This window comes from Streptomyces sp. NBC_01707, from assembly GCF_041438805.1.
Classification (GTDB): domain Bacteria; phylum Actinomycetota; class Actinomycetes; order Streptomycetales; family Streptomycetaceae; genus Streptomyces.
On the sequence record NZ_CP109190.1, the window covers coordinates 9,072,898 to 9,099,557 of the forward strand.

The following is a 26,660-nucleotide window of genomic DNA, read 5'->3' on the forward strand; positions in this document are numbered from 1 at the left end:
GACCAGGCTTGATGCAGTCTCGGTAAGTTCCTGGCCAAGGATAAGATTTCGGAATCCTTGCCGAAAGTGTTGACAACCTTACGGAGCCGCACCAACCTATCGCCATCGACGGACCCCAACCCCTGTCGATCCGGGTCGCCCGTGCGACCTTGTTCTCCGGTCGTTGATCGCACGACGACCGCCCACCGTCGCAGCGTTGGACGACGCTGACGCGCGGTCGCGTCACCCTGGCCACCGACGGGCCGGCCAGGTCGTATCACGCTGTCTGGCCTCCGTGCCGGCCTTCACGAGGAGGAAGCATGAACATGAACGACGCCCCCGCCCCCATGAACAACCTCCCCACCCAACCGCTCAGCCGCAGAGGTTTCATCGGCGGCGCCGGAGCGTTGGCGCTCTCGTCCGCCATGATGCTGCCCGGCACCGCCCACGCCGCCACGACCATCACCACAAATCAAACGGGCACCAATAACGGCTACTACTATTCATTCTGGACCGATGGCGGTGGGTCGGTCTCCATGACCCTGGGGTCCGGTGGAAACTACAGCACCTCATGGAGCAACGTCGGGAATTTCGTCTGCGGTAAGGGATGGAGCAACGGCGGGCGCAGGAGTGTGAACTACTCGGGCAGCTTCAATCCGTCCGGCAACGCCTATCTGGCTCTCTACGGGTGGACGTCAAACCCACTCGTGGAGTACTACATCGTCGACAACTGGGGCACTTACCGGCCCACGGGCACGTACAAGGGCACCGTCAGCAGCGACGGCGGCACCTACGACATCTACCAGACGACGCGAACCAACGCCCCTTCCGTCGAAGGCACCAAGACCTTCAATCAGTACTGGAGCGTCCGGCAGTCGAAGAGGACGGGTGGGACCATAACCACCGGAAATCACTTCGACGCGTGGGCCGGCCATGGAATGCCCATGGGTAGTTTCAATTACTACATGATCCTCGCGACGGAGGGATATCAGAGCAGTGGGAACTCGAATATCACGGTGAGCGGATGAACGTCCCACCCCCCGACGAAGCCGACCGCAGCGCGAGTTGACTCCTGATCACCTGACCCACCGCACCTGTGGCGCGGCGGCCATGGCCGCCGCGCCACAGTGCTGCCGGCCGGCGCTACACCGCGGTCGTTCCGTTCGACGCAGGGCACGGGTGGACGCCCACGAGGGGCCGGGGATGTTCAGCAGGTTGCGGTTGCCAGCAGTTCGGGCAGGTCGCGCATGGCCTCGAACACGACGGTGTCCGGTCCCTCCAGCCTCGATGCCGGTGTGAGACCGCCGCAGTAGCCGAATGCGCGCATGCCTGCGGCGCGGGCGGCCTGTACTCCGTACGCGCTGTCCTCGATCACCGCGCACCGCGCGGGCTCCACTCCCATCGTGCGTGCAGCGTGCAGGAAGAGGTCAGGCGCGGGCTTGCCGCTGAGGACGTCGGCGGCGCTGAAGATGTGCGTCTTGAAGTAGTCGCTCAGCGAAGTGATCTGCAGGCTGTGCCTGATGTCGTCGTGACTGCCGTTGGAGGCGACACAGATGGGCGTGGTGAGGCCGTTCAGGACCTCCGTGATGCCGTCGACAGCGGTCAGTTCGGCTGCGAAGGCCGCCCGATACAGATGCTCGTACCGCCGCTGCCAGTTCTTCTCCAGGCGCCGGCCAAGTCGTTCTTCCACAGCGGCCGTGTAGACCTCGTCCGACGAGCCGACGAACCGTTCGATGATCTCCGCCTCGGTGAACGTGCAGCCCAGGTCAGCCATGATCATCGCGTCCACTTTCACGCATATTCGTTCGCTGTCCACCAGCACGCCGTCACAGTCGAAGATCACCAGGTCAACCGCGTTCTGTGTCATGGCCGGAAGCCTAAGGGCTGTCCCGATCTCTCGTGACGGTCCGTCGGTTTCTTCGGCCCGCTGTTTCGGTTGTCGGGCCTGGTGGTGGCCGGGCTGACAGCCCGGCTGTCGCGTCGGGTGGGCGCCGGGTTCCATGGCTCCGGTGGGATCATGCTGACGTCGAGCGTCCCTCCGGCGAACCCGGCCCGGCACTCGCGTGGTGCGACGACCTCCGGGAGAGGACGACACGCTCTACGACGTTCGGGCCGCGCCGGCAGGGGAAAGTACTTCTGGTTCCGCGGCTGCGTCCGTAGGCCGATGCGAGATCCGCCTGGGCCGACGACGCGTATCGCCGTGGTCGGCGCGCCGCCACGCGAGAAGCTGGTCGGTCCCAGTGGACGGCAGGAGGCAAAGACAAAGGCAGGGAGATCCCTCTCCCTGCCACTCTCAACGTATAGCGCACCGGGGGGCTTGCGGCAAGACCCGGGTGGTGGCGCAAAATCGTCCGCTGAGGCCACAACCTGCGGAAATGAGGGCACGAGGTGCGTGTGTTGTCGGCGTATGGGGGACGCGGTGACGTCGAATCAGTGGTGCGAGTGGCGGTACGGTCGCGAGCGCTCGGAGCGGTGGTGCGGGTGTGCGCGCCGCTCGACGGGGATGAGCGGCCGGCCGGCTCGTCAGAGGGAGGGCAGCCAGAGACGACGACGTGCCTGGCAAGAGGTTCGACAGAGCTGGAGGCGCGGGTGATTCGATCGGCCGGTGCAGTGCGACGGGATACGACTGCCTCGGAGGTATCGCGATGATCGAGCCGTACGTGTGGGATCTTCAGGAGGTTGACGAGACGCAGGTCGCGGCCGTCGGCGGCAAGGGTGCTCACCTGGGCGGGCTGTCGCGGATCGAGGGCATCCGCGTGCCGGCCGGCTTCTGCGTGACGACGGACGCCTTCCGGCGGATCATGGCGGAAGCGCCGTCGATCGACGATCGGCTCGATCAGCTGTCGCGCTTGGACCCGGACGACCGGGATGCGGCCCGCACGCTCAGCGCGGAGATCCGCCGGACCATCGAAGGGATCACCATCCCGGGCGATCTCGCGGCGGCGATCACCCGCGCAGTCACCCAGCTCGGCGAGCAGGCCGCCTACGCCGTGCGATCCAGCGCGACGGCGGAAGACCTGCCGACGGCCTCCTTCGCCGGCCAGCAGGACACGTACCTCAACGTCGTGGGACCGACGGCGATCCTCCAGCACGTCAGCCGGTGCTGGGCCTCGCTGTTCACCGAGCGGGCCGTGACCTACCGCCGGCGGAACGGCATTGATCACCGTACGGTCCACATGGCCGTGGTCGTACAGAGGATGGTCTTCGCGGACGCGGCCGGCATCCTGTTCACGGCGGACCCCGTCACGGGCAACCGGAAGGTCGCCACCGTGGACGCAGGCTTCGGCCTCGGTGAGGCCCTGGTCTCCGGTCTGGTGAACCCGGACGTCTTCAAGGTGCGGCACGGCGAAGTCGTCGCCAAGGCGATCGCCGCCAAAAAGCGTGCCGTCCACGCCCTGCCGGCCGGCGGTACGCAGGAAGTGGCGGTCGACTCGCAGCGGCAGGATCAGCCGGCGCTGACGGACGCGCAGGTCGTGCGGCTCGTGCAGCTCGGGCGGCGGATCGAAGCCCACTTCGGCCGCCCGCAGGACATCGAATGGTGCCTGGTCGACCATGGCTTCCAGATCGTTCAGAGCCGGCCGGTCACGACGCTGTTCCCCATCCCCGAGTCCGGCGACCAGGAGAATCACGTCTACGTCTCCGTTGGGCATGGGCAGATGATGACCGACCCCATGAAGCCCCTCGGGCACTCCATGTGGCGACTGACGGCCATGGTGCCGATGCACGAGGCCGGCGGGAGGCTGTTCGTCGACGTCACCCGGCGCCTGGCCTCGCCCGCGAGCCGCGACGGCCTCCTGGACGCCATGGGGAAAGGTGATCCGCTGATCAGGGACGCTCTGGAGACCGTCCTCGACCGCGACGACTTCGTCCCGTCCCTCCCGGACGGGGGTCCCGGCAGGCCGCCGGCCCGCGATGCGTCCGCCCCGGTCGAGGCCGATCCGGCCATCGTCACCGAGCTGATCGAGCGCAGCCAGTTGTCCATCGCCGCCCTGGAGCGCGACATCCGGACGAAGACCGGACCCGCGCTGTTCGACTTCCTGCTGGATGCCTTCGAGGAGCACAAGAGAGTCCTCGGCGATCCGCTGAACCTTCAGGCGATCATGGCAGGGATGGAGGCCACGTGGTGGCTCAACGACAAGCTGCAGGAGTGGCTGGGCGAGAAGAACGCGGCTGACACGCTGACGCTGTCCGCCCCCGACAACGTCACGTCGGAGATGGGGCTGGCGCTGCTCGACGTCGCGGACGTGATCCGCTCGCGGCCGGAGGTGGTGGCGTTCCTGCAGGGCGTCGAGGACGAGGGCTTCCTGGACGAGCTGCCGAAGATTGCGGGCGGGACCGAAGCGCGCGATGCCATCGAGGCCTACCTGGACCGGTACGGCATGCGTTGCGTCGGCGAGATCGACATCACCAGGCCACGGTGGCGCGAGCGCCCTACCACGCTCGTGCCCGTGATCCTCGACAACGTCAGGAACTTCGAGCCGGGCGCCGCCGAGCGGCGCTTCGAGCGGGGTCGGCGGAAGGCGCAGAAGAAGGAACTGGAGGTGTTGTCCCGCTTGCGCACCCTGCCGGACGGGGACCGGAAGGCCGACGAGACCAAGCGGATGATCGACCAGGTGAGAGCCTTCGTCGGATACCGGGAGTACCCGAAGTACGGCATCGTCAGCCGCTACTTCGTCTACAAGCAGGCCCTGTCGGAGGAGGCCGAGCGCCTCGCGCAGGCCGACGTGCTTTCCGAGAAGGAGGACATCTTCTACCTCACGTTTCAGGAGCTCCGCGACGTCGTGCGCTCGCGCCAGGTGGATGACCGGCTCATCCAGCAGCGCAAGGACGCGTTCCGGTCGTACCACGCGCTCACACCGCCACGGGTGCTCACATCGGACGGTGAGGCCCTCACCGGGGCGTACCGACGCGACGACGTGCCGGCCGGCGCCCTGATCGGCCTACCGGTTTCCGCCGGGACCGTCGAGGGACGGGCCCGCGTCATCCTTGACATGGCGGAGGCCGATCTCGAAGCGGGCGACATCCTGGTCACGGCCTTCACGGACCCCAGCTGGTCGCCACTGTTCGTCGGCATCGCCGGTTTGGTGACGGAGGTGGGCGGCATGATGACCCATGGCGCAGTCATCGCCCGGGAGTACGGCTTGCCGGCCGTCGTGGGCGTGGAGCAGGCCACCCGGCTGATCCGGGACGGGCAGCGGATCCGCATGCACGGAACCGACGGATACGTCGAGATCCTGTCTTGACCGATCACACGGAGAAGGCCCGTCCGTAGCTTCCGCCAACACAACACCGAGCCGCGGATGCCGCGGGCCGATCGCAACTGCCGTGGCTGACGGACCTGCCGCTCGGTATCTCTTCTCCCCCGCAGCCGCCCGCGTCCGTCGGTGGCTGAGCGACTGAGCCCGGCGGAGCGGCTCCTGCGGGCGGACCTCGAAGCTTCTTCACTCCCCTTCAACACCTCGTCCGAGAACGGGAAATGACATGCCGCCAGATACGCGGCCTGTTGACGGCGTACACCACGCAAGGCTCGGTGACGCTCGCTCCACGACGTCACCCCAGGGGATATCTTCAGCCCTGTACGGGAGACACTTTTGAGGGGGAGTCATGACCGTCCGGGCATCGCTGCACGCGGCCCATGTCTACATGATCCTGGGCGTCGTGTCCGGGCTCTACTACCGAGAACTCACCAAACACAACGGATTCGACGGGGAGACCCAACTGTCGGTAGTCCACACCCATTTACTGGCTCTGGGCATGCTGGCCTTCCTCGTCGTCCTCGCGCTCGACAAGCTGTTCACCCTGTCCGGCAGCCGACACTTCACGTACTTCTTCGCCTTCTACAACGCGGGCATCGCCATCACTGTGGGCGCGATGATCTTCCGTGGCACGCAGACCGTCCTCGGTCACCCGGTCCCCGAAGCGGTCTCATGGATCGCGGGCCTTGGCCATACGGTCCTCACCGTAGGCCTGATCCTCCTGTTCACCCTGCTCGGCAAGCGCGTCACCAATAGGCGCAACAGTCCAGAGCCTGTTCCAGGCCCTGGACTGCCTGCTGACCTGGAGAAGGGCAACGCGCTGTAGCAGGTGACAGTCGCGAGCAGTTGTCGATGGGCTCTCCGGGGAGCGGACGTCGGTCCGATGACGTCGAGATGTCGCTGAGTTGTGCCGCCGGGCCCTTGGTGGTCGACCCACCTTCGCCGTCCGCGACAACAGCCGCTGCAGCGAGGCGCATTGCCCGTCCGGTAGATCGCCTCGAGTCATCCTGAGATCGTTCCACGAGTTCGATCACCATATCCGGCGCGCGGCGGCCCATGGGCCGCCGCGCGCCACCGCTCAGACCGCCGTCCGCTCCACGGGGATCCACAGCTCCGCGTCCGCCTGTGACGCGTCCTGCGACAGCCGGGTCCGCAGGATCTCGGGCCCCGGCCGGCTCCGGTACGGATTGGACGGGAACCACTGTGTGAACACGTCCCTCCACAGGTACTGGAGCGTCTGCGGAAACGGCCCCGAGCTCTCGAAGACGGCCCACGTGCCGCCCGGGACAGCGAGCGCGTCCATGTCCTCGGGTACGGCGGCGCACGTCACCACGCCGTGGTAGTAGTCGAGTTCGGTCCCTTCGGCGCGACTGTCGTCCAGATCGTCACTCACCGAGACGATCCCGTCCGGCTCCTGATCGGACAGACTCCGGATGCGCTGCAGCGTCTCCTGGTCGATGGCCCGGATGAAGGCGGCGATGGCCGGGTTCATCCCCTCGTGCACGAGAGGAACGCGCGCCTTCCTGCCGACCACACGGAATTCCTCCTTCTCCACGACTCTGTACCGCATGCTGCTGCTCCCTTCGACGATGAGGCGGAAGGACATCCGTGGCTGGGACTGCAGGCTCGCACCGACCCGCCTGGCCTCGCCGGGACCGACGCCGTGCATCGCGCGGAAAGCACGCGCGAACGCCTCCCCCGAGGTGTAGCCGTAACGCACCGCGACCTCCAGCAGCGTCCGCTCCCCGGCCAGCACCTCGGCACCCGCGACCGTCAGCCGCCTGCGCCTGATGTACTCCGACAGCGGAATCCCCGCCAGCGCGGAGAACAGCCGCCGGAAGTGGTACTCCGACGTCACCGCGATCCGCGCCAGGTCGGACACCTCGAGCCGTCGATCAAGGTGACACTCGATGTGCTCCATGGCCTGGTTCAGCCGCTCCAGCACCCCGGACTCCTTCCCTTTCGGTCACTCACGTTAGGAAGGACTCACCTTGCCTCACCCGACATCCTGTGCCCGGTCCGGTCGGGTGCGACAGGGCACCCGACGGCCACGCGCCCACCGCCTGGCCTGCGGCTCCGGGCAGCGAAGCAGGCCGGGTCATTCGCTTTCGCCCCGTGCCTTTTCGTTGCGGTACGTCGACGCGCCGGGCGAAGGGGCGACAGTGAGCTGAGGGGCGGCGTCCTCCGAATGTGAAGCATTGTGCCTGTTACCCGATTTACGTGACACCGGTGGCGGAGCGCGGGGTGGTGTGCCGTGGTGTGCGGGTGCGCCGGTAAGGGCTTGTCGCCGGGGGTGGCGGGGGTGGTTGCCGTGCTCAGTGATTGTCAGGGTCACGTCTGTGGGGAGTGTGTGACGACTGCAGTCGTCGGTTACGGAAATATCCGCATTTTGTAACGCAGGCTGAAGCCTGTGCCGGTGGGCGGGCGGGTGGTTCAGAGTGTGGGTCCTCGGCTTGTTGAGCCGGGACCCGCACCGCGCAACATGGCTCCGACCTGGGCCTGGGCGCCTCTACTTGAGGGGACATCACGTGTCTGCTTCTCGTACTGTCCGTCGTCTCGTCGCTACCGGTCTGGCGGCCGGTTCCCTTGTCGCCGTCGTGGCGATGCCGGCATCGGCCGACGACGGCCACCACCGTGGCCGTCACCACCAGACGTACTCCCGTGTGGTGCTCGGCGGCATCCAGTACAACAGCCCGGGCGTCGACGACCACTCCAACCGTTCGCTGAACGGGGAATGGGTCGAGGTCACCAACACCGGCTACCGGCCGGTGAACCTGGACGGATGGACACTGTCGAACCGGGACGGCAAGCGCTACCGCTTCGACGACCTGCGTCTGGGCGCCCGGGCCACCGTCCGCGTCCACACCGGACGCGGCTACGACACCCGCGCCCACGTCTACCAGGACCGCCGCTTCGACTACGTCTGGAGCAACTACTCCGACAAGGCCACCCTGCGCGACGACCACGGTCGGACCGTCGACACCAAGTCCTGGGGCCGCGACCGCGACCACCGCTACAACGACCGCGGACACCGCCGCTGACCTGACCCCGTCCGCCACCGCCTGCTGACAGCCACAGCGGACCTCCCGGAACGGCTGCGTGCCGCCACCCCCCGCCCCCGAAGTGGCGGCACGCAGCCCACGCGCTCACCGGCCACCCCCCTCGGGGCGGGGGACCACCGGGACACCACGCCCGGGACACGCAGCAGGGCCCAGGTCCGGACGGACCTGGGCCCTGCTGCGTGCACCAGCGTCGGGTGCATCCCGCACTTCGAAGCCGGGGCGGGACAGCCCTGAGCTGGGCTGGGCTCATCCGCATCGATCTGTTGCGCCGGGGGCCGTCTTCCACCGTCGGAGGTGGAGTCGGGTGAGGAGATCCTGAGCGATGCAGCCGCAGGCGATGCGCGCGACGGTGCGATGCGACTTGTGTGGTGAAACAGGTGGCCGGATCGGTCAGGATTCGAGAAGCGCGGGCCACGGAGCCGCACCTAGCATGACAGTCATGGACATCACCATTCACACAAGCTTCCTCCCGCATGACGACCCGGACGCGTCACTGGCCTTCTACCGCGACACCCTCGGCTTCGAGGTCCGCAGCGACTTCGGGCAGGGCAAGATGCGCTGGATCACGGTCGGCCCTGCCGGCCAGCCCGACACGTCCATCCTCCTGGCGCCGCCGGCTGCCGACCCTGGGGTCACCGAGGACGAGCGCCGCACCATCGCCGAGATGATGGCCAAGGGCACCTACGGGTGGATCCTGCTGGCCACCCGGGACCTCAACGGCACTTTCGAGAAGGTGCAGGCCAGCGATGCCGAGGTCGTGCAGGAGCCGACCGAGCAGCCGTACGGCATCCGCGACTGCGCCTTCCGTGATCCCGCGGGCAACCTGGTCCGCATCCAGGAGCTTCGCTGAGCCGTCCGGTCATCGATTCGGCCATCACGGCCGACGTCGCGACCACCTCGGCGAATTCGGCGGCCGGCGTTCCCCGGCCGCTCTCCTTGAACCCGTCCCTCGGCGGCCGGGCGTCGAAGAGCGTGAGCCGCCCCGGCCTCCGTCCCGCCGCCGTCGAGCAGTTGCTCGACCGGCTCGTGGACTCCCGCAAGCCGGCCATCTCCACCGAGTGCTTCGCCGTGCGCTGCGGCTCGCGTCCCAGGTGCTCGCGGACATCGAGGAAATGGAGTTCTCCCATGTGTCACCCTTCGTGGGGGCGCGCACGCATCGTGGCGCATCGCCTGAACGACCTCGCGCGACTGCGCCGCGTCCGCGACCGGATCGACCGCGAGTACGCGCAGCCGCTGAACGTCGAGGCGCTCGCCCGCGGCGTGAACATGTCGGCCGGGCACCTCAGTCGCCAGTTCCGGCTGGCCTACGGCGAGTCGCCGTACACGTACTTGATGACGCGTCGCATCGAGCGTGCGACGGCGCTGCTGCGGCGTGGCGATCTCAGCGTCACCGAGGTCTGCTTCGCGGTCGGCTGCTCATCGCTGGGCACGTTCAGCACCCGTTTCACCGAGCTGGTCGGCATGCCGCCCAGCGCCTACCGGCGCCGCGCAACAGGCGCGGTGGCGGGGATGCCGCCGTGCGTGGCGAAACAGGTGACAAGACCGGTCAGGAATCAAGAAGCGCCGGCCGTCGAGCCGCAACTAGCGTGATGGCCATGGCATCCATCGCATCCGTAACCCTCGACGTGGCCGACCCTTCGGCCGCCGACCGCTTCTACACCACAGCCTTCGGCCTGGACAGGCAGATACGCCTGCGGGCCTCGGAGGCACCCACCACCGGCTTCCGTGGGTTCACGCTGTCGCTCACGGTGTCCCAGCCTGCCACCGTCAACAGCCTCATCGACGCGGCCCTCGAAGCCGGTGCCACGTCGCTGAAGCCTGCCGCGAAATCGTTCTGGGGCTACGGGGGCGTCGTGCGAGCCCCGGACGGGACGATCTGGAAGGTCGCTACCTCGGCGAAGAAGGACACCGGTCCGGACACCCGGCAGATCGACGAGATCGTGCTCCTGCTGGGAGTCGCGGACGTGGTCGCGAGCAAGCGGTTCTACGTCGAGCGCGGCCTTGCCGTGGCGAAGAGCTTCAGCCGCGTGTACGTCGAGTTCGCCGCTGGGCCGAGTCCCGTCAAGCTGGCGCTGTACAGGCGCCGTGCCCTGGCCAAGGACGTCGGCGTCGCTCCCGAAGGCACCGGATCGCACCGGCTCATGATCGGTGGCGACGCCGGGCGTTTCACCGACCCGGACGGGTTCGCGTGGGAGGCAGCATCGCTTGCGCCCACGCCCTGATGTGCCACTGCCCCCGGCCGTGCCCGGCCGCCGATCACGAGACGGCGGCCGGGTGAGTCGGCGGATGACCGACGGAGTCACTCCCCCGGAGGAAGGGGTCTCAGGCGCGTGACACCGGTGACCGTCGGCGGCCCAGCCATCCGCTATCGGCACAAGCTTCGGGTCCCTGCCCACGCAAGTCCGCGTGCATCTGCTGGGCAGCTCAGCACACTTGTACGCAGACTACTGTCGGTGACGATCGGTGTCGAAGCAGGTTGCGACCTCGAGGGGTTGGTGTTGGTGTTGAGGTGACGAAGACGCCGCGCTCACGCAGGACCCTCTCCGCGCTGACGCCCGATCTCCACGGAAACGGAAGTGAGCATGGAAGGCGCAAACCACAGTCTCCACGCTGATGTCCTGGTCATCGGCTACGGCAAAGGTGGCAAGACGGTGGCCGCGAAGATGGGTCGCCTCGGCAAGCGGGTCGTGCTCGTGGAGCGGTCGGACCGGATGTACGGAGGCACCTGTCCCAACGTGGGCTGCGTCCCGACGAAGGCGCTGGTCCACCACGCCGACAAACGCCGGCCGGAGGATGCGGCGCAGGAGTGGTACGAGCGTTCCGTCGCCAAGGTCCAAGCGGTGACCAAGATGATGCGCGACGGCAACTACGCAGGGCTGAACGGCATGGAGACCGTCACGGTCCTCACTGGTCAGGCCGCGTTCGTCGACCCGCACACCGTCGCGGTCCAGACAGGCCGCGAACGACTTACGGTCACCGCCGACACCATCTTGATCAATACCGGCTCCGAGCCGATCATCCGCGACATTCCTGGTCTGCGTGACAGCCAATACACCGTCACCAGCTCCGAGCTGATCGAGACCACTGTCCTGCCGGAACGACTGACCATCATCGGCGGCGGATACCTCGGCCTGGAGTTCGCCGCGATCTACCGTCGGTTCGGCTCGCAGGTGACCGTGCTCGAGGCATCTCCGAAGATCCTCGGCCGTGTCGACGACGACGTCGCCGCCGTCGCCCAGGACATCCTCACCGACGAGGGCATCGAGATCATTGCCGGCGCGCACGTGAGCCAGGTCCGCGACGGGGACGGCGGCGCGACCGTCGTCTACGACAAGGACGGCCACCAGCACTCCGTAGCAGCCGACGCCATCCTGGCCGCCACCGGCCGCGCCCCGGCCACCCGCGATCTCGCCCTGGAGGCAGCCGGGGTCCGTACCACCGAGCGGGGAGCGGTCGAGGTCGACGCGTTCCTGCGCACCAGCCAGCCGCACATCTACGCCCTCGGCGACGTCAACGGCGGTCCCCAGTTCACCTACATCTCTCTCGACGACAGCCGCATCGTCCTCGATCAGCTCATCGGTGAGGGCAAGCGCTCCACAGCGGACCGGGTGGCCATCCCGCACACCCTGTTCATGACCCCGCCGCTGGCAACCGTCGGGCTGACGGAGAAGGAGGCCCGCGCGGCAGGACACCGGGTGAAGATCGCCAGTCAGCCGGTCGCCGAGATCATCGCCATGCCGCGCGCGTACATCGTCGAGGACCCCAGAGGCGTCATGAAGTTCGTCCTCGACGCCGACACCGACGACATTCTCGGCGCCGCCCTGCTCAGCATCGACGCGCAGGAACTCATCAACACCGTGGCGCTCGCCATGCGGCACGGCGTCAAGGCGGCCGACCTCCGCGACGCCGTCTACCAGCACCCCACCTCCACCGAAGCCTTCAACGACGTACTCGCCACCATCGTGCGAGCCGACTGACCACCAGCCACCTGCGCCCAGGCCGTGTTTCGTGACGGGCTGGTCCGGCTTCGGCAAGGCGCGTGACCCCGACATCCACTGGGAATGGCAACCTGGATTCGCCGCCCTTGTGGGCATGAGTGGTTGACATCGGGTCCTCTCCTGCTGCTCGGTGAGCCCGTCCTCGGCCGTTGCGTCCAGGGTGAACGCCCGCCTCCCGCGCCGTGCAGCAGAACAGCGCCGCCTGGAACCCGTAGGTGGATCCGACCGCTTCTCCGTGGCGGATGCGTTGTCGTGTCCGGAGGCGACGCGGGTTGTCGGACGGAGGGGCCCCGCGGCGTGAGCCGGCGGGACCCGATGGACAGCACGCCCATCCACCTGGGACGGCACCATCCACCCGGGCCGGAACCTGATCACCGACCTCTTGCGTCCTATCGGTCACGTCGTGCTCATGGCTCCAGGCCGAGGACGGGTCCGAGGCAGATGGGTGGGACATGGTGAAGCGGGCTGCCGGCACGGTGGTGTCGGAATCCAGGGATGCGATGTCCCGGTGGCGGCCGATTCAAGCAGGTGGGTGGCGGCGGCGGTGGGGCAAGGACGCCAAGGGCCGGTCATCCTGGGCGCGTGGGCGTGTCCTCGCTTCACTTGCCGTGCTGACCTCCGGCCTGATGGCCTTCCACGCGATCGTGCCCAATACCGTGGGCCACCTGGGTAGTTTGCTGGAGGCATTCCTGCCCTGGCTCGGCCTGGCCGTCCCGGTGCTGCTCATCCTGGCCCTGCTGCGCCGCTCGGCCACCGCGCTGGTGTTCCTGCTTCTCCCCGCAGCCGTCTGGGCGAACCTCTTCGGCGCGTTGTTCCTCCCCGGGGACCGCGGTGCGCATGACATCACGGCGGTCCAGCACAACGTCAGTGACGAGAACACCGTCCCTGTCGGCACGGCGGAAGCACTCGTCGAGGCCGCGCCGGAGCTCATCGCTCTGGAGGAGCTGACGCCGCCCGCGTCGGCCCTTTACGAGAAGGCTCTGGCACCCGACTACCCGTACCACGCCGTCGAAGGCACCGTCGGCCTCTGGTCGAAGTACCCGCTGGCGGACGTCCGCCGGTTGGACATCAAACCCAAGGGGATCGAGGAGGGCTGGAGCCGTGGGTTGCGGGCCGCCGCGCGGACGCCGTGGGGCGAGACCGCTGTCTACGTCGCCCATCTGCCCTCGGTCCGTGTCCGGCGGACCGGCTTCGACTCGGGTTGGCGGGACGAAAGCGCCGAACTGCTGGGCGCGGCCATCGCCGCCGAGAAGCTGGACAAGGTGATCCTGCTCGGTGACTTCAACAGCACGGTGGACGATCGCGGGCTGGCCCCCGTCACCTCGCAGATGAACCCGCAGGCGCAGGACTTCGCCTTCAGCTGGCCAGCGGTCTTCCCCGTTTCCCGGATCGACCACATCATGACCCGCTCGGCAACCGTGACCGGCGTTCGGACCCTGCCCGCCACCGGCAGCGACCACCTCCCGATCGCCGCCGGCATCAAACTCGCCCCCTGATCGCCGAGCGCGCCGGTCGGTGAAGCCCGCCGAGCAGTGACGCGGGTGGCAGCGGTGACGGATGCGTCAACGTGGACGCACATCCAGTCGCACGGAATCAGTACCGTCGCCGAGGCGAACGCTCAGCTGGGAACCCAGCTCCTTAAAGCCCAGAGCATGCGCCACACGCCTTGACGGATGCGGCCGTGCTCTCCATTGCGGAAGCTGCTCGGCGTCCAGCGCGCGGGTCACCGCCGCAGACGCCACGAACCGCGCCAGTCCCCGGCCTCGACAGTCAGGCGCAACCAGCACGCTCAGGTGAGCGACCGACTGCGGCCAAGCTCGATAGCCGGCCGCAGCAACAACGTCCTCACCCTCGCGGAGGACGAACGCAGGAGAGGTGATGGTCTCCAGACCACTCTCGTCTGCGTCCTCTTCACCAGCACGGGCCAGGAGCGAGGCCAACTCGTCGTCGTCGCACATCACCTCCTCGACAGCGACGCCTTCATGCGCAGAAAGGAAGTCCGCCCGGTCGAGATAGAAGAGGGAGGCCGGCCCAAGTGCATCGAGGACGGGCACCACCTCACGCAAGCGATCGTCGTCGACGAGCTCCTCGGGGGACAGCTTCCTTGAAGCGTCCGCCATCAGCTGGGCGGCCTGCACACTCGGCGTGGTGACGATGCCGGCACCTCCGAGGAACACGACTCCCGTCCACAGCGGCGGACACAACCGCGAGCCTGGGGAGACCACGACGTTCGCCCCGTTCGCGGGGAACTCCACCGGCGTCACCGCCAGTTCAGTCCACAGCTCCCGAGCCCGGCCGAGCAGCAGATCGCCAGTCATGGCCGTATCGTGCCGGACCCCGCGCCCCTGGACAACTGATCGTGGCAGCGGCACAAGAGTTCCGGCACTGGGGGGCGGCGGGCTGCGCCGATCGTCGGCGGCGGTCGGGCCGTGGAATCATCGGGCCGCTGGGCAGGCGGGTATCTCTACGAACGGTGGTGGGTGGATGTGGTTGCCGACTGGGAGTGGGACGACACGTTGTTCCTGGGCACGGCCGCCCACTATCAGCGGGGGAGGCTGCCCTACGCCCCCGGGCTGGCGGACGTGCTCGCCGAGGTCCTGAGGCTCGACGGGCAAGGGCGTCTCGTCGACGTGGGCTGTGGACCGGGCATCCTTGCCCTGACCCTGGCGCACTTGTTCCGTGAGATCGTCGGCGTCGACCCGGACAGCGGGATGATCGTCGAAGCCGAGCGCAGGGCCGCCGAGTGCGGACTGACGGGGAAGATGCAGTGGGTGCGGGCCCGGGCCGAGGATCTGCCCGCAGGTCTCGGCACGTTCACGGTGGCGACCTTCGGCCAGTCCTTCCACTGGATGGATCGCGATCTGGTGGCGGCAACCGTCAGGACCATGCTTCGGCCCGGTGGGGCGCTGGTGCACATCTCCGACCTGAAGACGCAGTCCCCAGCCGTCGACGGCCTTCCGCATCCGGCGGTCCCTTATGCGGCGGTGGAGGAGCTGGTCAGGCAGTACCTGGGACCGGTCCGACGAGCCGGCCGGGGGACGCTGCCACACGGCACGCCCGGCGATGAGGCGGCGGTGCTCACCCGGGCGGGATTCGCCGGTCCCCAGCGCCATGTGGTGCCTGGCGGGCAGGCGTTGGAGCGCACTGATGACGATGTCGTCGCGTGGGCGTTCTCGATGTCGTTCTCGGCTCCGCACCTGTTCGGTGTGCACCGCGACGACTTCGAGGCAGACCTGCGTCGACTGCTGCGGGAGGTCTCCCCGTCCGGCAGGTTCTCCGAACGTCGGCCGAGCACCGAGGTCTTCGTCTGGTGGAAAGGAACCGCCGGACCAGGACCCGAACCGAGCGCGTGACTCCTTGCACGAAGGCCGACTCATTCGAAAGTGGCACCGGACGGCGTCCCGAGAGCGTCCGGCAGCCCAGAAGCGCTGAGCCTTGCCGCTCCGTCAACTGGAGTGCGGCGTGACTGCACACCAGTTGACGGGTTGAGTACGTCCGAAAATCACATCAGGTGTGTTCGTGGCGCCGGCTGGTCCTACCCCACCCAGAGGTGCGCTCTCCACGGCGCTGACCTGCGTAATTGTGACCGAGACTGGGTCGGCAACGAGTCGTCGCGCGCATGCAGGAACGCCACGCGCGGACAGACGCCGCGTGACCGGCGTCGCACGGAGTCAGGCCCGTCCGGGCACTTCGGTCCGGCACGAGAAGTAGCGCAGGTCAGCTGCTGCGGTATAGGCGCAACCGAAACGTGCTGCCCCCGCCCACAGCGTCGGCCGACGGAACCCACCAGCTGATCTGGTCCTTACGGAACCGGCCCCGTACCCGCCCGCCGAGGGCACGTTACGGGGCCGGTCCGCGCACGAAGTTCACTCAGTCCGGTCGGTGACTCGTCCCGGGCGTCGTCGGCGACGAACGGATTCACTCTGCCGCACGTGCGGGCAGGCCGACGACGAACTCGCCCGGCACCCGCCCCCAGCCATGGCGGTGAGAGCAGGGGACCCGGACGGCCGGGCTACCGACAGAGCCCAGGCTTCAGCATCAGCTCTCGCGCACCAGCGTCGACCGGTGGGTCCCCTGTACAGGTCAGTTGGAGAATCGGTGCGTGCCGGAGCCCGCAGCGAAGACGGCGCAGCCGTCTTCCATCCGGAGAAACTCGGAAGTGCCGTGGGTGACTTGGGCAGCCTCGGTGGCGGGGATCCATACCTCGGCCGTGGTGTTGGCGGGCACCGTGAGGGCGAGGCGGAATCCGTCGTCGTCCAGCTTCCAGCGGGTGATGACAGGGCCGCGGACGGAGTCGTAACGTCCCTCCGCCTCCGTGACACCGCCGCCCGGGCGCGGTCGGACGAGGATCTCCCGGAAGCCCGGTGCGGCCGGTGCGATGCCCGCGATGTTCGCGTACATCCATTCGCCCACCGAGCCGTACGCGTAGTGGTTGAAGGAATTCATTCCGGCGTCCTGGAAGCTGCCGTCGGGCTTGATGGAGTCCCAGCGCTCCCACATCGTCGTCGCACCCTTGTCGATCTGGTAGCCCCAACTCGGGAAGGACCGCTGGACGAGCAGTCGGTAGGCGACATCGGTATGACCCGTCGAGGTGAGCACGGGCAACAGACGAGGGGTACCGAGGAACCCGGTCGTCAGATGCCAGTCCTTGGCCTTGATGAGTTCGACGAGGCGGTCGGCCGCGGGGCCCCGGTCGGCGTCCGCCAGCAGGTCCATGGACAGGGCCAGCACGTACGCGGTCTGTGTGTCGCCCTTCACCTTGCCGCCGCTCGAGACGTAAGCCGCGCGGAAGGCGTCACGGACGCTTGCGAAGAGTGAGGTGTACGGTGCCGGGTCCTTTCCGAGGGCCCGAGCGGCACGGGCGACGAGGTCGGCGACATGGGCGAAGTACGCGGTGCCGATGACATCCTTGGGGGTCTCGTCCTGGATGTTGAGCCAGTCGCCGTACCCCTCGGCCGGTCGCAGGAAGCCGCTGCTGTGCGTCTCCAGGTAGTCGAGCCACTTCAGCATCGAGGGCCAGGACTGATCGAGGATCCGGGTGTCGCCGTATGCCTGGTACAGCGCCCAGGGCACGGTCACTCCGGCGTCGCCCCAGCCCGCCACGCCCTTGCCGACCGTGCCGACAAAGGGAGCCACGTCGGTGAAAGCACCGTCGTCCGACTGACCGTCACGCAGGTCGACGAGCCATTTGGTGAGGAAGCGTCCCGACGCCATGTTGTACGCGGCCGTCGGCGCGAAGACGTTGATGTCGCCCGTCCAGCCGAGCCGCTCGTCGCGCGCGGGGGTGTCGGTGGGGATGGAGACGAAGTTACCGCGCTGCCCCCAAGTGATGTTGCTGTGCAGCTGGTTGAGCAACGGCACGTTCGTGGAGAAGTCCATGGTGAAGGGTGCATCGGTGTGGATGACCCGCCCCGCTACGGCGTTCAGCGGTGGTTTGCCCGGATAACCGGTCACCTCGACGTAGCGGAAGCCGTGAAAGGTGAAACGAGGTTCGTACGTCTCCTTGCCGCCACCCTTGAGGATGTAGGTGTCGGTGGCGCGGGCGGAGCGCAGATTGGTCGTGTAGATCGTGCCGTCCGGGTTGAGGACCTCCGCGTGGCGCAGCTGCACGGCCGTCCCCGCCTTGCCCGAGACGGTGAGGCGGACCGCGCCGACCATGTTCTGACCGAGGTCGTAGACGAAGACTCCGGGCTTCGGCTCGGTCACCTTCCTGGCGGGCAGCGTGCGCTCCACGCGCGTGGGGCCGCCGGCTTCGGCGACGAGAGCGGCGCTCACCTTGTCGAAGGCGTCGACCGCCGCCCAGGCGGAGTCGTCGAATCCGGGGCGTGTCCAGCCCTCGGTCTCCAGGCGGGCGTCGTACTCCTCGCCCGACATGATGTCGGCGCTCGTGACGGGTCCGGTCGCGGCCCGCCAGTCGGTGCCGGACAGCACACGCTCGGTCGAGCCGTCGGTGTACGTGACCTCCAACTGGCCCAGGAAAGCTGGTCGTTCACCGTACTGGTGCGGACCGAACATGCCGACATTCCCTGCGTACCAGCCGGTGGCGACCGTCACGCTGAGCGCGTTGGCCCCGGCCCGGACCAGTTTCGTCACGTCGTACGTCTGGTACTGGACCCGCTTGCGGTAGTCCGTCCAGCCGGGCGCGAGCCGGTCCTCGCCGACCCGCTCGCCGTTGAGATGAGCCTCGTACAGGCCCAGAGCCGTGGAGTACAGCCGCGCCCGCGCGACCGATGCGCGCTTCAGGTGGAACTCATGGCGCAGCTGCGCGGCAGGCGACGAGGACGGTGTCACCTTGCCCCATGGGCCCGAACCCCACTTCGCGAGTGCTTTCGCCTGCTGCCAGGAGGCGTCGTCGAAAGCGGCGGAACACCAGTCCCCGGTCGGCTCTTCGTCGACGGCCTTCCAGTCGGCGCCGGTGGCGAAGGCGCGCACCCCGTCCGCGGTCGTCAGCTCGAGGAGTCCGAGCAGACCGGCGGGTGAGTCCGTGGCGTTGGTGGCGGATACGGCGATCACCGAGGCTCCGGTCCGCAGGTGGGCGGTCACGTCGACGAGGGCGGGGCGGCGCCAGTTCTCCGCGGGACCGTCTGCTTCGGCGTGCGCGACCTGCGTCCCGTTGACGTATGCGGTGTAGCCGTCGTCGGCGGTCATGACCAGGCGTGCACGGGTCACCCCTTCGGGGATGTCGACGCGGCCGCGGAAGAAGCGGGTCGCCGCGGGAGCGCCGGCGGCCGGGTCGCCCTCCGGGAACCAGATCCAGGAGGCGTCGTCCAGAGCGGGGGCGCCGACCAGCTCGGCGGGCGCGCCGACCCACTGCGCGGACCAGTCGGATCGTTCCGACAGGCCGGTCTCCCACCAGGACGGCTCGCTCCATGCGGAGGCTCTGCCCCCGGCGTCCCAGACGCGCACCGACCAGTAGTAGCGGGTACGTGACGAGAGTGCGGGTCCCGCGTACGGCACCAGGACGGAGTCCGGGGACATGACCTTGCCGCTGTCCCACACGTCCGGCTTCGCGAGGCGGCCGGGCGAGCCGGCGACGCGTATCTGATAGGCGGTCTGGGCCTGGCCCGGCTCGTCGGAAGCCAGCGGCCAGCTCAGCCGGGGTTGCGGCACGTCAAGACCGAGCGGGTGACTCACGTACTCGACGGTCGGTCCGTTGACGCGTACGCCCTGCGTCACTTCTGTTCCTCCGGTGGCGGCCCCGGCGGCTTGAGTCGCCTGCGCGGTGGCGCCCGGTGCGGCGGAGGCGATTGCCGTCCCCAGGGCTGCTGTGGCGGTCGTGCTGAGCAGTCTTCTTCTGCTGATCACGCTCGGCTCCTACGACTCGATGATGAATCGTTTCAGGCATGGAAACTAGAGTGAGTGAAGTGACCTGTCAAGGGATTGGGCGCAGGCGCTAGGGGTTCAAAGCGTTGCATGTCTGTGCCGTTGACACTGCTCGTACTACGACACTAGGTTCCCTGCGTTCTACTTGAAACCTTTCATGACGGGCGCGTTCTGGGCGCACTTGCAGGGCTGCTCGGCGGTGCTGGTGCCCGCAGCGGGAACGGCTGCCGAGTGCGCGGTTTCCGATTCGTACGAGAGCGGGTCGACTTCACCGTGTTCGGGCCCTCGACGCGAGTCATCGGTGACCCGTATCGGTGAACGCGCACAGGACGAGTCCTCGAGCTGCGGTCGTTCGGACCGAGCGAGACATAGGGTGAGCCTGTGGCAGCAAGGATCAAGCTATGAGCGGCCTGCCGCGCGAACTGCGAGAGTTGATCGCGTCCGGGCCCATGGTTCACCTGAGCACGATCAACCCCGATGGAAGCCCGCAGGTGACAGTCATCTGGATCGGGCTGGACGGCGATGATCTCGTCAGTGGTCACATGTCGCACCACGTGAAGCTGCGCAACATCGAGCGCGACCCACGGGTCGTGTTGTCCTTCGACGCGCCGCGGGTATCCGGTGTCTTCTTGAACGAGTACGCCGTGTTGCGGGCGAGGGCCGAAGTCCAGCCGAGCGACGACGCATGGGATCTTCTCAACCGATTGGCGAAGGTCTATATGTCGCAGGACGCCGAATTCCCGGCGCCGAAGGGTCCCGGCTATCTCGTGCGTTACTCCGTGGAGCGCATCGGCGGCGTCGGCCCGTGGGCGCCCACCTCCCGCTGAGCCGGGGAAGACGGCACAGGCATGGACCGCCACTCTCGGTTACAGGTGGTTGGTCTAACTCCCCAGGTCTACGGTTGGAGAGCATGACGATGCGATCGGAGGCGATGCATTGTGGATGCGACCCAAAAGATTCTGGTCATCGTCACCAATGTCGATGAATACACGAAATCCGGCATGCGGACCGGCCTTTGGCTGGGTGAGTTGACCCACTTCTGGGACGTGGCCGAGCCCAGCGGATTCTCGATGGATATCGCAAGTCCGTCCGGAGGGAAGGTTCCCATCGATCCGGAGAGCCTGTCGCATGAGGTGCTGGCTGAGCTGGACACCGGGAAGCGATATGAGAACAGAAGGTTCATGGATCTCCTCGAGGACACCAAGAGGATCTCAGAGGTGAACGTCGAAGACTACGACGCGATTTACCTCACCGGTGGCCATGGAGTCATGTTCGACTTTCCCCGGAGTCAGGATCTCGAAAGCCTGATGGCTCAGTTCTACGAGACCGGTCGAGTCGTGTCGACGGTGTGCCACGGCGCAACCGGCCTGCTGAATGTGACTTTGAGTGACGGGGAGCCCCTGGTCAAGGGAAAGAATGTCACCGGTTTTTCCTGGCAGGAAGAGGAACTGGCGAACAGGGCGCAGGCGGTTCCCTACAACCTGCAGGAAGAGTTGAAAAAGCTCGGCGCCAATTACAGTACGGCCGACGAACCGTTCGAAACCTATGTCGTCGAAGAAGGACGGCTGATAACCGGTCAGAACCCGGGCAGTGCCAGGGCGGTCGCCGAGGCTGTCGTCCGTCGGCTGACCGCAGCCTGATGCAGAGTGGCGTGGGGGGCCGGTTCACCCGGCCCGGCGGATGAACCGTTGATCAACTCGATCTGCGCGTAGTAGGTTCGGCCGGGAGACGCGAATCTGCGTGGACGTGTGCGCCGGGCCCGGCCTGCTGAGACGACGTACTCAGGAGAGGTCATGGGCGGAAGCAAGGCGCAGGTCGATTTCGTGTCGGAGGCGCCCGAACCTCGACTGCCGGCCGTCGACTGGATCCACGGTTCCCCGTCGGCGAAACACAACACCGACCCGGATATCCAGGTGCACGCGTACGACGAGCACACGTTCATCCTGCGCCAGAACATGGCGATCAACTACGAGGCGCCGTTCCTGTTCCTGATCTTCGGCAACAGTCGAGCGGTACTCATCGACACCGGGGCCACCGAGTCCGCCCAGTGCTTTCCGCTGCGCCGGGTTGTCGACGACCTGGTCGGGCGGTGGCTGGCCGGGCATCCCCGGGACGCCTACACGTTGCTCGTCCTGCACACCCATGGCCATGGTGATCACATCGCGGCCGACGCACAGTTCACCGACCGTCCCCACACCACGGTCGTGCGGGCGGACCGGAACAGCGCCTGGGGCTACTTCGGTTTCACCGACGACCCGGACCGGGTGGCCCGGGTCGACCTCGGCGGCCGAGTGCTGGAGTGTCTTGCCACCCCCGGCCACCATGAGGCGGCCGTCACCTACTACGACCCGCACACCGGATTCCTGCTCACCGGCGACACGGTGTACCCGGGACGGCTGTATGTGGAGGACTGGGACGCCTTCGGAAGAACTGTCGACCGCTTGATCGCGTTCGCTGACACCCGGCCCGTCACCCATGTCCTCGGCTGCCACATCGAGATGACCAACGAGCCCGGTGTGGACTACCCGGTCCTGACCACGTACCAGCCGGATGAGCCACCGCTGCAGATGACCATCAGCCAGCTGCGCAGCATTCGCGAAGCGATGGACGAGATCGGCGGCCGACCGGGACGGCACGTCTTCCCCGACTTCATCATCTGCAACGGGGACGCGTGACCGGCCGAGGAGTCCGGGCGCTCCACGTCCGCCGCCTTCCATGACGACCGTCCGCCTGCTTGGCGAAGACGACCACGCCCCGGGATCCGGGCGGTTTCGTCCGGATCATCGGTCCTGACGGGCGGGGCGACGACGTCTCGGTAACGGTCCCGAACGTGATCGCGGGTGGCCCCGCCGCCGAGCACGAGAGGAGACCCACGTCACATTCGGTCCTGTCACATCCGGCCGAGCCGCTCCGTCAGGGAGGTGTAGGCACCGACAACGGCAAGGAGGGCATCATGGATGCTCGTTTGAACCTCTTCGGCAACCCGGTCGCGACCAAGTTCCTGGGGCACATCGTCTCCGCGGGCAAGGCGGTCTCGAGCTCGACGTTGCCGGCCGCGACGCAGGAGCTGGTGAAGCTCCGCGCGAGCCAGATCAATGGCTGCGGCTTCTGCACCGACATGCACACCAAGGACGCCGCGCACGCGGGGGAGACCTCGACCCGTCTCAACCTGGTCGCGGCCTGGCGCGAGGCCACGGTGTTCACCGACGCCGAGCGCGCCGCCCTGGAACTCACGGAGCAGGGCACCCGCATCGCCGACGCGGCGGGCGGCGTCACGGACGAGGCCTGGGCGAATGCGGCCAAGCACTACGACGAGGAGCAGCTTGCCGCCCTGGTGTCTCTCATCGCCCTGATCAACGCATTCAACCGTATGAACGTCATCGTCCAGCAGCCCGCCGGTGACTACCAGCCCGGCCAGTTCGGATAGGCAGCAGTGCCTGGTCGGTACAGCGACCGCTGATGCCCCCCGCACCTGCATCAGCGGTCGCCGGGAATGTCTTTCGCCGGGGCCCGGGGCGTTGTTCTGGTCCGCCCGACGGCCCGACTGGTCTTCGTGGTCGGTGCGCCGCGGGCCCGGCCGATGGCGTGTTGGTCCGATCGTCGGCCCGGGCCCCGTTCCTCGGGGCCCGGGCCGATGCGGATCCCTGGAGTCGGGCTCCTCCGGTCACCGGCTCGCTGTCATCGCGCGCTGGTCAGATCGCGATGGATGACGCGCGCAGCTCCTTCGATGGTGGCGACGCCGTAATCCATCGTGAGGTTGCCGCTCGAGAGAACGGTCATGCCGTAGTCGTGACCGCTGCCGGTGAAGGCGCCGACGCTGTGCACCCGCCATCCGCCGGTCGCGCGCGGCAGCCACCCATTCTTGACGTGCACCGTCGCCGACGCGGGCGATCCGGCCGGCACCCCCCACCTCTGGTCGGAGGCGACGTGCTCCATCAGATCGAGTGCGTAGGCGCGCGAGGTCGCGGTGAGCACCGAGTTCTCCGTCGTCAGCAGCCGCATCAGCCGGAGCTCATCGGCGGCGGTGATCTGGGTGAGCCCCCAGCTGACACCGGAACCTGGGACGGTGTGCTTCATGTCTGCCAGGGCCAGGAACTTCTCGAAGCCGGCGGATCCGATCTGGTGCCAGAGGGCGGAGGTCGCGTCGTTGTCGGACTTGGTGATCATCGCGGTGGTCAGTTTCACCTCCTGCGGAGTCAGCTTCCGGTGTGCCTCCTCGGCCTGCCGCAGCAGTGCTCCGAGGACCGTGACCTTGACGACGCTGGCGGAGTCGAAGTGTGCGTCGGCCCTGAGCTCGCAGGTGGTTCCGGTGATCCGGTCGTAGAGGGCCAGCGCCGACGTGTCCTGCCGCCCGCGGAGAGCACCGGCTATGTCATGGGACAGCCGGGAGGCCAGGCCGGCCTTCTCCGAGGCGCAGACGACCTTCGAACCACCCACCGTGGCGACGGCCGTGATTGCCGAGGCGGGGGTGGCTGCGGTGAATGCGGCGAGCAATGAGCTTGCGGCAAGGGCAGCGGCCACACTGCGCCGAGAGCAGGTCAATATGTGCGATCCATGCATGAAGGCTGTGTCCCGTCCTGCTGCGTGTCGGAGTTCATCTCGCCGGACCTCGCGTGGCCGGGGCGATCGGCTCCCGCCATGCCTGCTTTCGACCGGTCGGCAAGGTGGGCTGCGGCAGGTGACTGCCCTGGCACCTGTGTGGGCCGCAGAGAAGCGATGAATGGGGAGAATGGCCGAGCCAAACCGGATTGGATCCCCATTTCATATCTCAAAGCGACCATACGTTCCGAGAGAGCAGGAATTTGAGATGAGTGGGGTTAATTATCCGATTTAGGCACAATGTCGGCCTGTGATATTCGACAAACAGAAGTGGCCTCGGAAGCAAGGACCCCGACCGCCGACGCAGCAGGAAAGTGGGCATCACGCTCGGGCGCCGTCAGCTCCTGACGGCGCCCGAGCTCACTCCTTGACCGCCCCTTCGTTGGCGCCACTCACGAAGTAGCGCTGGAAGCAGAAGAACAGCGCGGCCACCGGGATGGTGGAGAGCAGGGCTGCCGTCAACTTCAGGGGATACTGCGTGCCGCCGCCGAGACCTCCCGAGACAAAGCGGGCCAGGCCCGTGGTGAGCGTCTCGTACTGGCCGGACTGGGTGCTGACGAGGAAGTGCGTGAACTCGTTCCACGACCCCTGGAACGACAGGATCGTCAGGGTGATCAACGCCGGTCTGGCCATCGGCAGGACCACGGACCAGAAGATCCGGAACACGCCTGCCCCGTCGACCCGGGCGGCCTCCTCGACCTCGCGTGGCACGGATTCGAAGAACTGTTTCATGATGAAGATGCCTGCCGCGTCCACGAGCAACGGCAGGATCATGCCGGTGTATGTGTCGAAGAGCCCGAAGGTGTTGAGCACCAGGAACTTCGGGATGAGCAGAGCCACTCCGGGCACCGCCATCACTGCGAGTACGAAGCCGAACAGCACCGAGCGGCCCCAGAAACGCAGCCGCGCCAGCGCGTACCCGGCCATCGAGTCGAACAGCACCCGGCCCGCAGTCACCAGTACCGCCACCAGCGCCGAGTTGCTGAGCCAGCGCAGGAAGGGAATCCCTTCCGATGCTTGGCTCAGTCCGAACAGCCGCTGATACGCGGCCGTCGTCGGTGTGGTGGGCAACAGGGCCAGCGGATGCGCGGCGGCATCCGGGTCCGTCTTGAAACCGGTCACCAGCTGGAGGACGAACGGCAGCAGATAGAGCAGACCCAGCCCCAGCACCACGGCGTAGCCCACCAACCGGGCCGGCAGCGGGAAACGGCTCAGGACGGGGTGTCGTCGTTCACGCGATGCGCGACGGCGAGGGGACCGCCGGGCCCGGTCGCGTACGGCCGTACCGGCGGCGGTCATCGGTTCCTCCCGGTGTGTACGCCACGCTCCCGCAGCGCCCAGCGCTGGAACGCGGTCAGGATGAGGATCAGGGCCAGCAGGATGAACGCGATCGCCGAGCCCTGCCCGAAGTCCGCGTTGTCGAAGCCCGCGGAGTACGACAGGAATGCCGGCGTGAGCGTCGTGTTGCCCGGGGCGCCCTGGCCCATCACGTACACCTGGTCGAAGACCTGCCAGGTGGAGATCAGTCCCAGAGTGAGGACCAGGAACAGCACGGGACGCAGCGCGGGCAGCGTCACATGGCGAAGCATCTGCCGCCGGTTGACCCCTTCCATGGCAGCCGACTCCTCCAGCTCCCGCGGGATGTTCTGGAGCGCCGCGAGGAAGATCAGCATGAAGCTGCCCGAGGTCGTCCACACGGCGAGCAGGATGATCGTGCACATTGCGACGGAGGGGCCCGCGAGCCACTCGAACCACGAGAGTCCCATCATCGAGTGATCGGCGAGCATCCCGGCGGGCCGTTCAGGATCGACGATTCCCAGACCGCTGAGGATCAGGGAAAGCACTCCGCGCGGGTCCGCGAACCAGTTCGGTCCCTTGAGCCCGATCCAGGACAGCATGGAGTTGACGGCTCCGCTGCCCTGGAAGAGGAAGAGGAAGACCGTCGAGACGGCGATGGAGCTGGTGACCGACGGGAAGAAGAACGTTGTACGGAGCGCACCCCGGCCCCGCAGCATCTTCTGGTTGACGATCAGGGCCAGAGCCAGTGCCAGCACGGTCTGCAGTGGGACGGTCAGCAGTACGTAATAGGCGTTGTTGCGCAAGGAGGTCGCGAAGAGCGTGCGGTCGAGTCCGTCCTGGGTGAGCAGCGTGCGGTAGTTGTCCAGGCCGACGAAATCGGCCTGACCGGAGAACGGGTTGGACTGTCCGTCCCAGTGCAGCAGGCTCACCCACAGCGCCATCAGGATGGGGAGCACCATGAAGAGGCCGAGGACGAGCACCATGGGGCTGACGAACAGCCAGCCCCAGGTGCCCTCCCCGCGAAGGCCCGCGCGCTGGGGGCCGGCCTTCGCGGTCGTACCGGTTCCGCCGGGTGCGCTGTCAGGTGCGCCGGGGGAGCCGGTCGTGCGGGGAGTGCCGCTCGCGTGCGTCGTGCGGATGGGCAT

21 protein-coding genes are annotated in these 26,660 nt (G+C 67.4%); 14 read left to right on the top strand and 7 right to left on the bottom strand.

The annotated features are described in order from the left end of the window. Positions 1–305 precede the first annotated feature (305 nt). The gene (locus OG963_RS40560) at positions 306–1,007 is read left to right on the top strand and encodes a glycoside hydrolase family 11 protein (RefSeq protein WP_319740351.1); all 702 of its coding nucleotides are present in this window, start codon (positions 306–308) and stop codon (positions 1,005–1,007) included. A 179-nt stretch (positions 1,008–1,186) separates the two neighbouring features. Here OG963_RS40560 and OG963_RS40565 read toward each other — a convergent pair whose 3' ends face one another. Continuing rightward, positions 1,187–1,846, bottom strand: coding sequence for an HAD family hydrolase (locus OG963_RS40565; protein WP_319740248.1), 660 nt, complete (start codon positions 1,844–1,846; stop codon positions 1,187–1,189). A 778-nt stretch (positions 1,847–2,624) separates the two neighbouring features. Here OG963_RS40565 and rph point away from each other — a divergent pair. Then, the gene (gene rph / locus OG963_RS40570) at positions 2,625–5,222 is read left to right on the top strand and encodes a rifamycin-inactivating phosphotransferase (RefSeq protein ID WP_371800047.1); all 2,598 of its coding nucleotides are present in this window, start codon (positions 2,625–2,627) and stop codon (positions 5,220–5,222) included. Between the two features lie 361 nt (positions 5,223–5,583). Beyond that, a complete protein-coding gene (locus OG963_RS40575) occupies positions 5,584–6,060 on the top strand; it encodes a DUF2871 domain-containing protein (protein WP_319740253.1) in 477 nt (158 codons plus the stop codon). 252 nt (positions 6,061–6,312) lie between these two features. On the opposite strand, the gene OG963_RS40580 is transcribed toward OG963_RS40575, so the two are convergent. Beyond that, on the bottom strand, positions 6,313–7,179 hold the full coding sequence (locus tag OG963_RS40580; protein ID WP_319740254.1) for an AraC family transcriptional regulator: 867 nt from the start codon (positions 7,177–7,179) through the stop codon (positions 6,313–6,315). Between the two features lie 583 nt (positions 7,180–7,762). Here OG963_RS40580 and OG963_RS40585 point away from each other — a divergent pair. The 6 genes from OG963_RS40585 (at position 7,763) to OG963_RS40610 (ending at position 13,790) form a co-directional block, all read left to right on the top strand. Further along, positions 7,763–8,275: a lamin tail domain-containing protein gene (locus OG963_RS40585; protein WP_256223322.1), complete on the top strand. Its 513-nt coding sequence runs from the start codon at positions 7,763–7,765 to the stop codon at positions 8,273–8,275. Between the two features lie 460 nt (positions 8,276–8,735). Further along, positions 8,736–9,146, top strand: coding sequence for a VOC family protein (locus OG963_RS40590; RefSeq protein WP_030935256.1), 411 nt, complete (start codon positions 8,736–8,738; stop codon positions 9,144–9,146). Between the two features lie 275 nt (positions 9,147–9,421). After that, positions 9,422–9,886 carry a helix-turn-helix transcriptional regulator gene (locus tag OG963_RS40595; RefSeq protein ID WP_319740255.1) on the top strand — a complete coding sequence of 155 codons (465 nt, stop codon included), beginning with the start codon at positions 9,422–9,424 and terminating at the stop codon, positions 9,884–9,886. 5 nt (positions 9,887–9,891) lie between these two features. Then, a complete protein-coding gene (locus OG963_RS40600) occupies positions 9,892–10,518 on the top strand; it encodes a glyoxalase (protein ID WP_371800048.1) in 627 nt (208 codons plus the stop codon). A 360-nt stretch (positions 10,519–10,878) separates the two neighbouring features. Continuing rightward, entirely contained in the window at positions 10,879–12,273 is a 1,395-nt protein-coding gene (locus OG963_RS40605) for an FAD-dependent oxidoreductase (protein ID WP_362273967.1), read from the top strand. A 647-nt stretch (positions 12,274–12,920) separates the two neighbouring features. Next, positions 12,921–13,790 (top strand): endonuclease/exonuclease/phosphatase family protein, encoded by an 870-nt coding sequence (locus OG963_RS40610; protein ID WP_319740352.1) that lies wholly within the window; start codon positions 12,921–12,923, stop codon positions 13,788–13,790. Positions 13,791–13,856: 66 nt separating this feature from the next. On the opposite strand, the gene OG963_RS40615 is transcribed toward OG963_RS40610, so the two are convergent. Beyond that, entirely contained in the window at positions 13,857–14,612 is a 756-nt protein-coding gene (locus OG963_RS40615; RefSeq protein ID WP_362273964.1) for a GNAT family N-acetyltransferase, read from the bottom strand. A gap of 168 nt (positions 14,613–14,780) precedes the next feature. Between OG963_RS40615 and OG963_RS40620 the strand changes: the two genes are divergently transcribed. Next, positions 14,781–15,647: a class I SAM-dependent methyltransferase gene (locus tag OG963_RS40620; RefSeq protein WP_362273978.1), complete on the top strand. Its 867-nt coding sequence runs from the start codon at positions 14,781–14,783 to the stop codon at positions 15,645–15,647. A gap of 730 nt (positions 15,648–16,377) precedes the next feature. Here OG963_RS40620 and OG963_RS40625 read toward each other — a convergent pair. Beyond that, on the bottom strand, positions 16,378–19,599 hold the full coding sequence (locus OG963_RS40625; RefSeq protein ID WP_371800049.1) for an alpha-L-rhamnosidase: 3,222 nt from the start codon (positions 19,597–19,599) through the stop codon (positions 16,378–16,380). 419 nt (positions 19,600–20,018) lie between these two features. Here OG963_RS40625 and OG963_RS40630 point away from each other — a divergent pair, with 419 nt between their 5' ends. The 4 genes from OG963_RS40630 to OG963_RS40645 all read left to right on the top strand — a co-directional run bounded on the left by OG963_RS40630 (position 20,019) and on the right by OG963_RS40645 (position 23,044). After that, a complete protein-coding gene (locus tag OG963_RS40630) occupies positions 20,019–20,444 on the top strand; it encodes a PPOX class F420-dependent oxidoreductase (RefSeq protein ID WP_319740259.1) in 426 nt (141 codons plus the stop codon). A gap of 111 nt (positions 20,445–20,555) precedes the next feature. Then, positions 20,556–21,257 carry a type 1 glutamine amidotransferase domain-containing protein gene (locus tag OG963_RS40635; RefSeq protein ID WP_371800050.1) on the top strand — a complete coding sequence of 234 codons (702 nt, stop codon included), beginning with the start codon at positions 20,556–20,558 and terminating at the stop codon, positions 21,255–21,257. Between the two features lie 153 nt (positions 21,258–21,410). Beyond that, the gene (locus tag OG963_RS40640; protein WP_371800051.1) at positions 21,411–22,292 is read left to right on the top strand and encodes an MBL fold metallo-hydrolase; all 882 of its coding nucleotides are present in this window, start codon (positions 21,411–21,413) and stop codon (positions 22,290–22,292) included. Positions 22,293–22,570: 278 nt separating this feature from the next. Beyond that, the gene (locus OG963_RS40645; RefSeq protein WP_362273950.1) at positions 22,571–23,044 is read left to right on the top strand and encodes a carboxymuconolactone decarboxylase family protein; all 474 of its coding nucleotides are present in this window, start codon (positions 22,571–22,573) and stop codon (positions 23,042–23,044) included. 251 nt (positions 23,045–23,295) lie between these two features. Here the strand turns inward: OG963_RS40645 and OG963_RS40650 are convergent, their stop codons facing one another. The 3 genes from OG963_RS40650 to OG963_RS40660 all read right to left on the bottom strand — a co-directional run bounded on the left by OG963_RS40650 (position 23,296) and on the right by OG963_RS40660 (position 26,660). Next, complete coding sequence (locus tag OG963_RS40650; protein ID WP_371800052.1) at positions 23,296–24,159, bottom strand: serine hydrolase; 864 nt, start codon at positions 24,157–24,159, stop codon at positions 23,296–23,298. Between the two features lie 417 nt (positions 24,160–24,576). Continuing rightward, a complete protein-coding gene (locus tag OG963_RS40655; RefSeq protein ID WP_319740264.1) occupies positions 24,577–25,515 on the bottom strand; it encodes a carbohydrate ABC transporter permease in 939 nt (312 codons plus the stop codon). Further along, positions 25,512–26,660 (bottom strand): sugar ABC transporter permease, encoded by a 1,149-nt coding sequence (locus OG963_RS40660; RefSeq protein ID WP_362273944.1) that lies wholly within the window; start codon positions 26,658–26,660, stop codon positions 25,512–25,514. The genes OG963_RS40655 and OG963_RS40660 overlap by 4 nt, the downstream gene beginning before the upstream one ends.

Excerpts from the sequence above, each read along its gene's own strand:
- OG963_RS40560 (WP_319740351.1), top strand. The coding sequence starts at position 306 with ATGAACGACGCCCCCGCCCCCATGAACAACCTCCCCACCCAACCGCTC.
- OG963_RS40565 (WP_319740248.1), bottom strand. The coding sequence starts at position 1,846 with ATGACACAGAACGCGGTTGACCTGGTGATCTTCGACTGTGACGGCGTG.
- rph (WP_371800047.1), top strand. The coding sequence starts at position 2,625 with ATGATCGAGCCGTACGTGTGGGATCTTCAGGAGGTTGACGAGACGCAG.
- OG963_RS40575 (WP_319740253.1), top strand. The coding sequence starts at position 5,584 with ATGACCGTCCGGGCATCGCTGCACGCGGCCCATGTCTACATGATCCTG.
- OG963_RS40590 (WP_030935256.1), top strand. The coding sequence starts at position 8,736 with ATGGACATCACCATTCACACAAGCTTCCTCCCGCATGACGACCCGGAC.
- OG963_RS40595 (WP_319740255.1), top strand. The coding sequence starts at position 9,422 with ATGTGTCACCCTTCGTGGGGGCGCGCACGCATCGTGGCGCATCGCCTG.
- OG963_RS40600 (WP_371800048.1), top strand. The coding sequence starts at position 9,892 with ATGGCATCCATCGCATCCGTAACCCTCGACGTGGCCGACCCTTCGGCC.
- OG963_RS40605 (WP_362273967.1), top strand. The coding sequence starts at position 10,879 with ATGGAAGGCGCAAACCACAGTCTCCACGCTGATGTCCTGGTCATCGGC.
- OG963_RS40610 (WP_319740352.1), top strand. The coding sequence starts at position 12,921 with ATGGCCTTCCACGCGATCGTGCCCAATACCGTGGGCCACCTGGGTAGT.
- OG963_RS40615 (WP_362273964.1), bottom strand. The coding sequence starts at position 14,612 with ATGACTGGCGATCTGCTGCTCGGCCGGGCTCGGGAGCTGTGGACTGAA.
- OG963_RS40630 (WP_319740259.1), top strand. The coding sequence starts at position 20,019 with ATGAGCGGCCTGCCGCGCGAACTGCGAGAGTTGATCGCGTCCGGGCCC.
- OG963_RS40640 (WP_371800051.1), top strand. The coding sequence starts at position 21,411 with ATGGGCGGAAGCAAGGCGCAGGTCGATTTCGTGTCGGAGGCGCCCGAA.
- OG963_RS40645 (WP_362273950.1), top strand. The coding sequence starts at position 22,571 with ATGGATGCTCGTTTGAACCTCTTCGGCAACCCGGTCGCGACCAAGTTC.
- OG963_RS40655 (WP_319740264.1), bottom strand. The coding sequence starts at position 25,515 with ATGACCGCCGCCGGTACGGCCGTACGCGACCGGGCCCGGCGGTCCCCT.
- OG963_RS40660 (WP_362273944.1), bottom strand. The coding sequence starts at position 26,660 with ATGCCCATCCGCACGACGCACGCGAGCGGCACTCCCCGCACGACCGGC.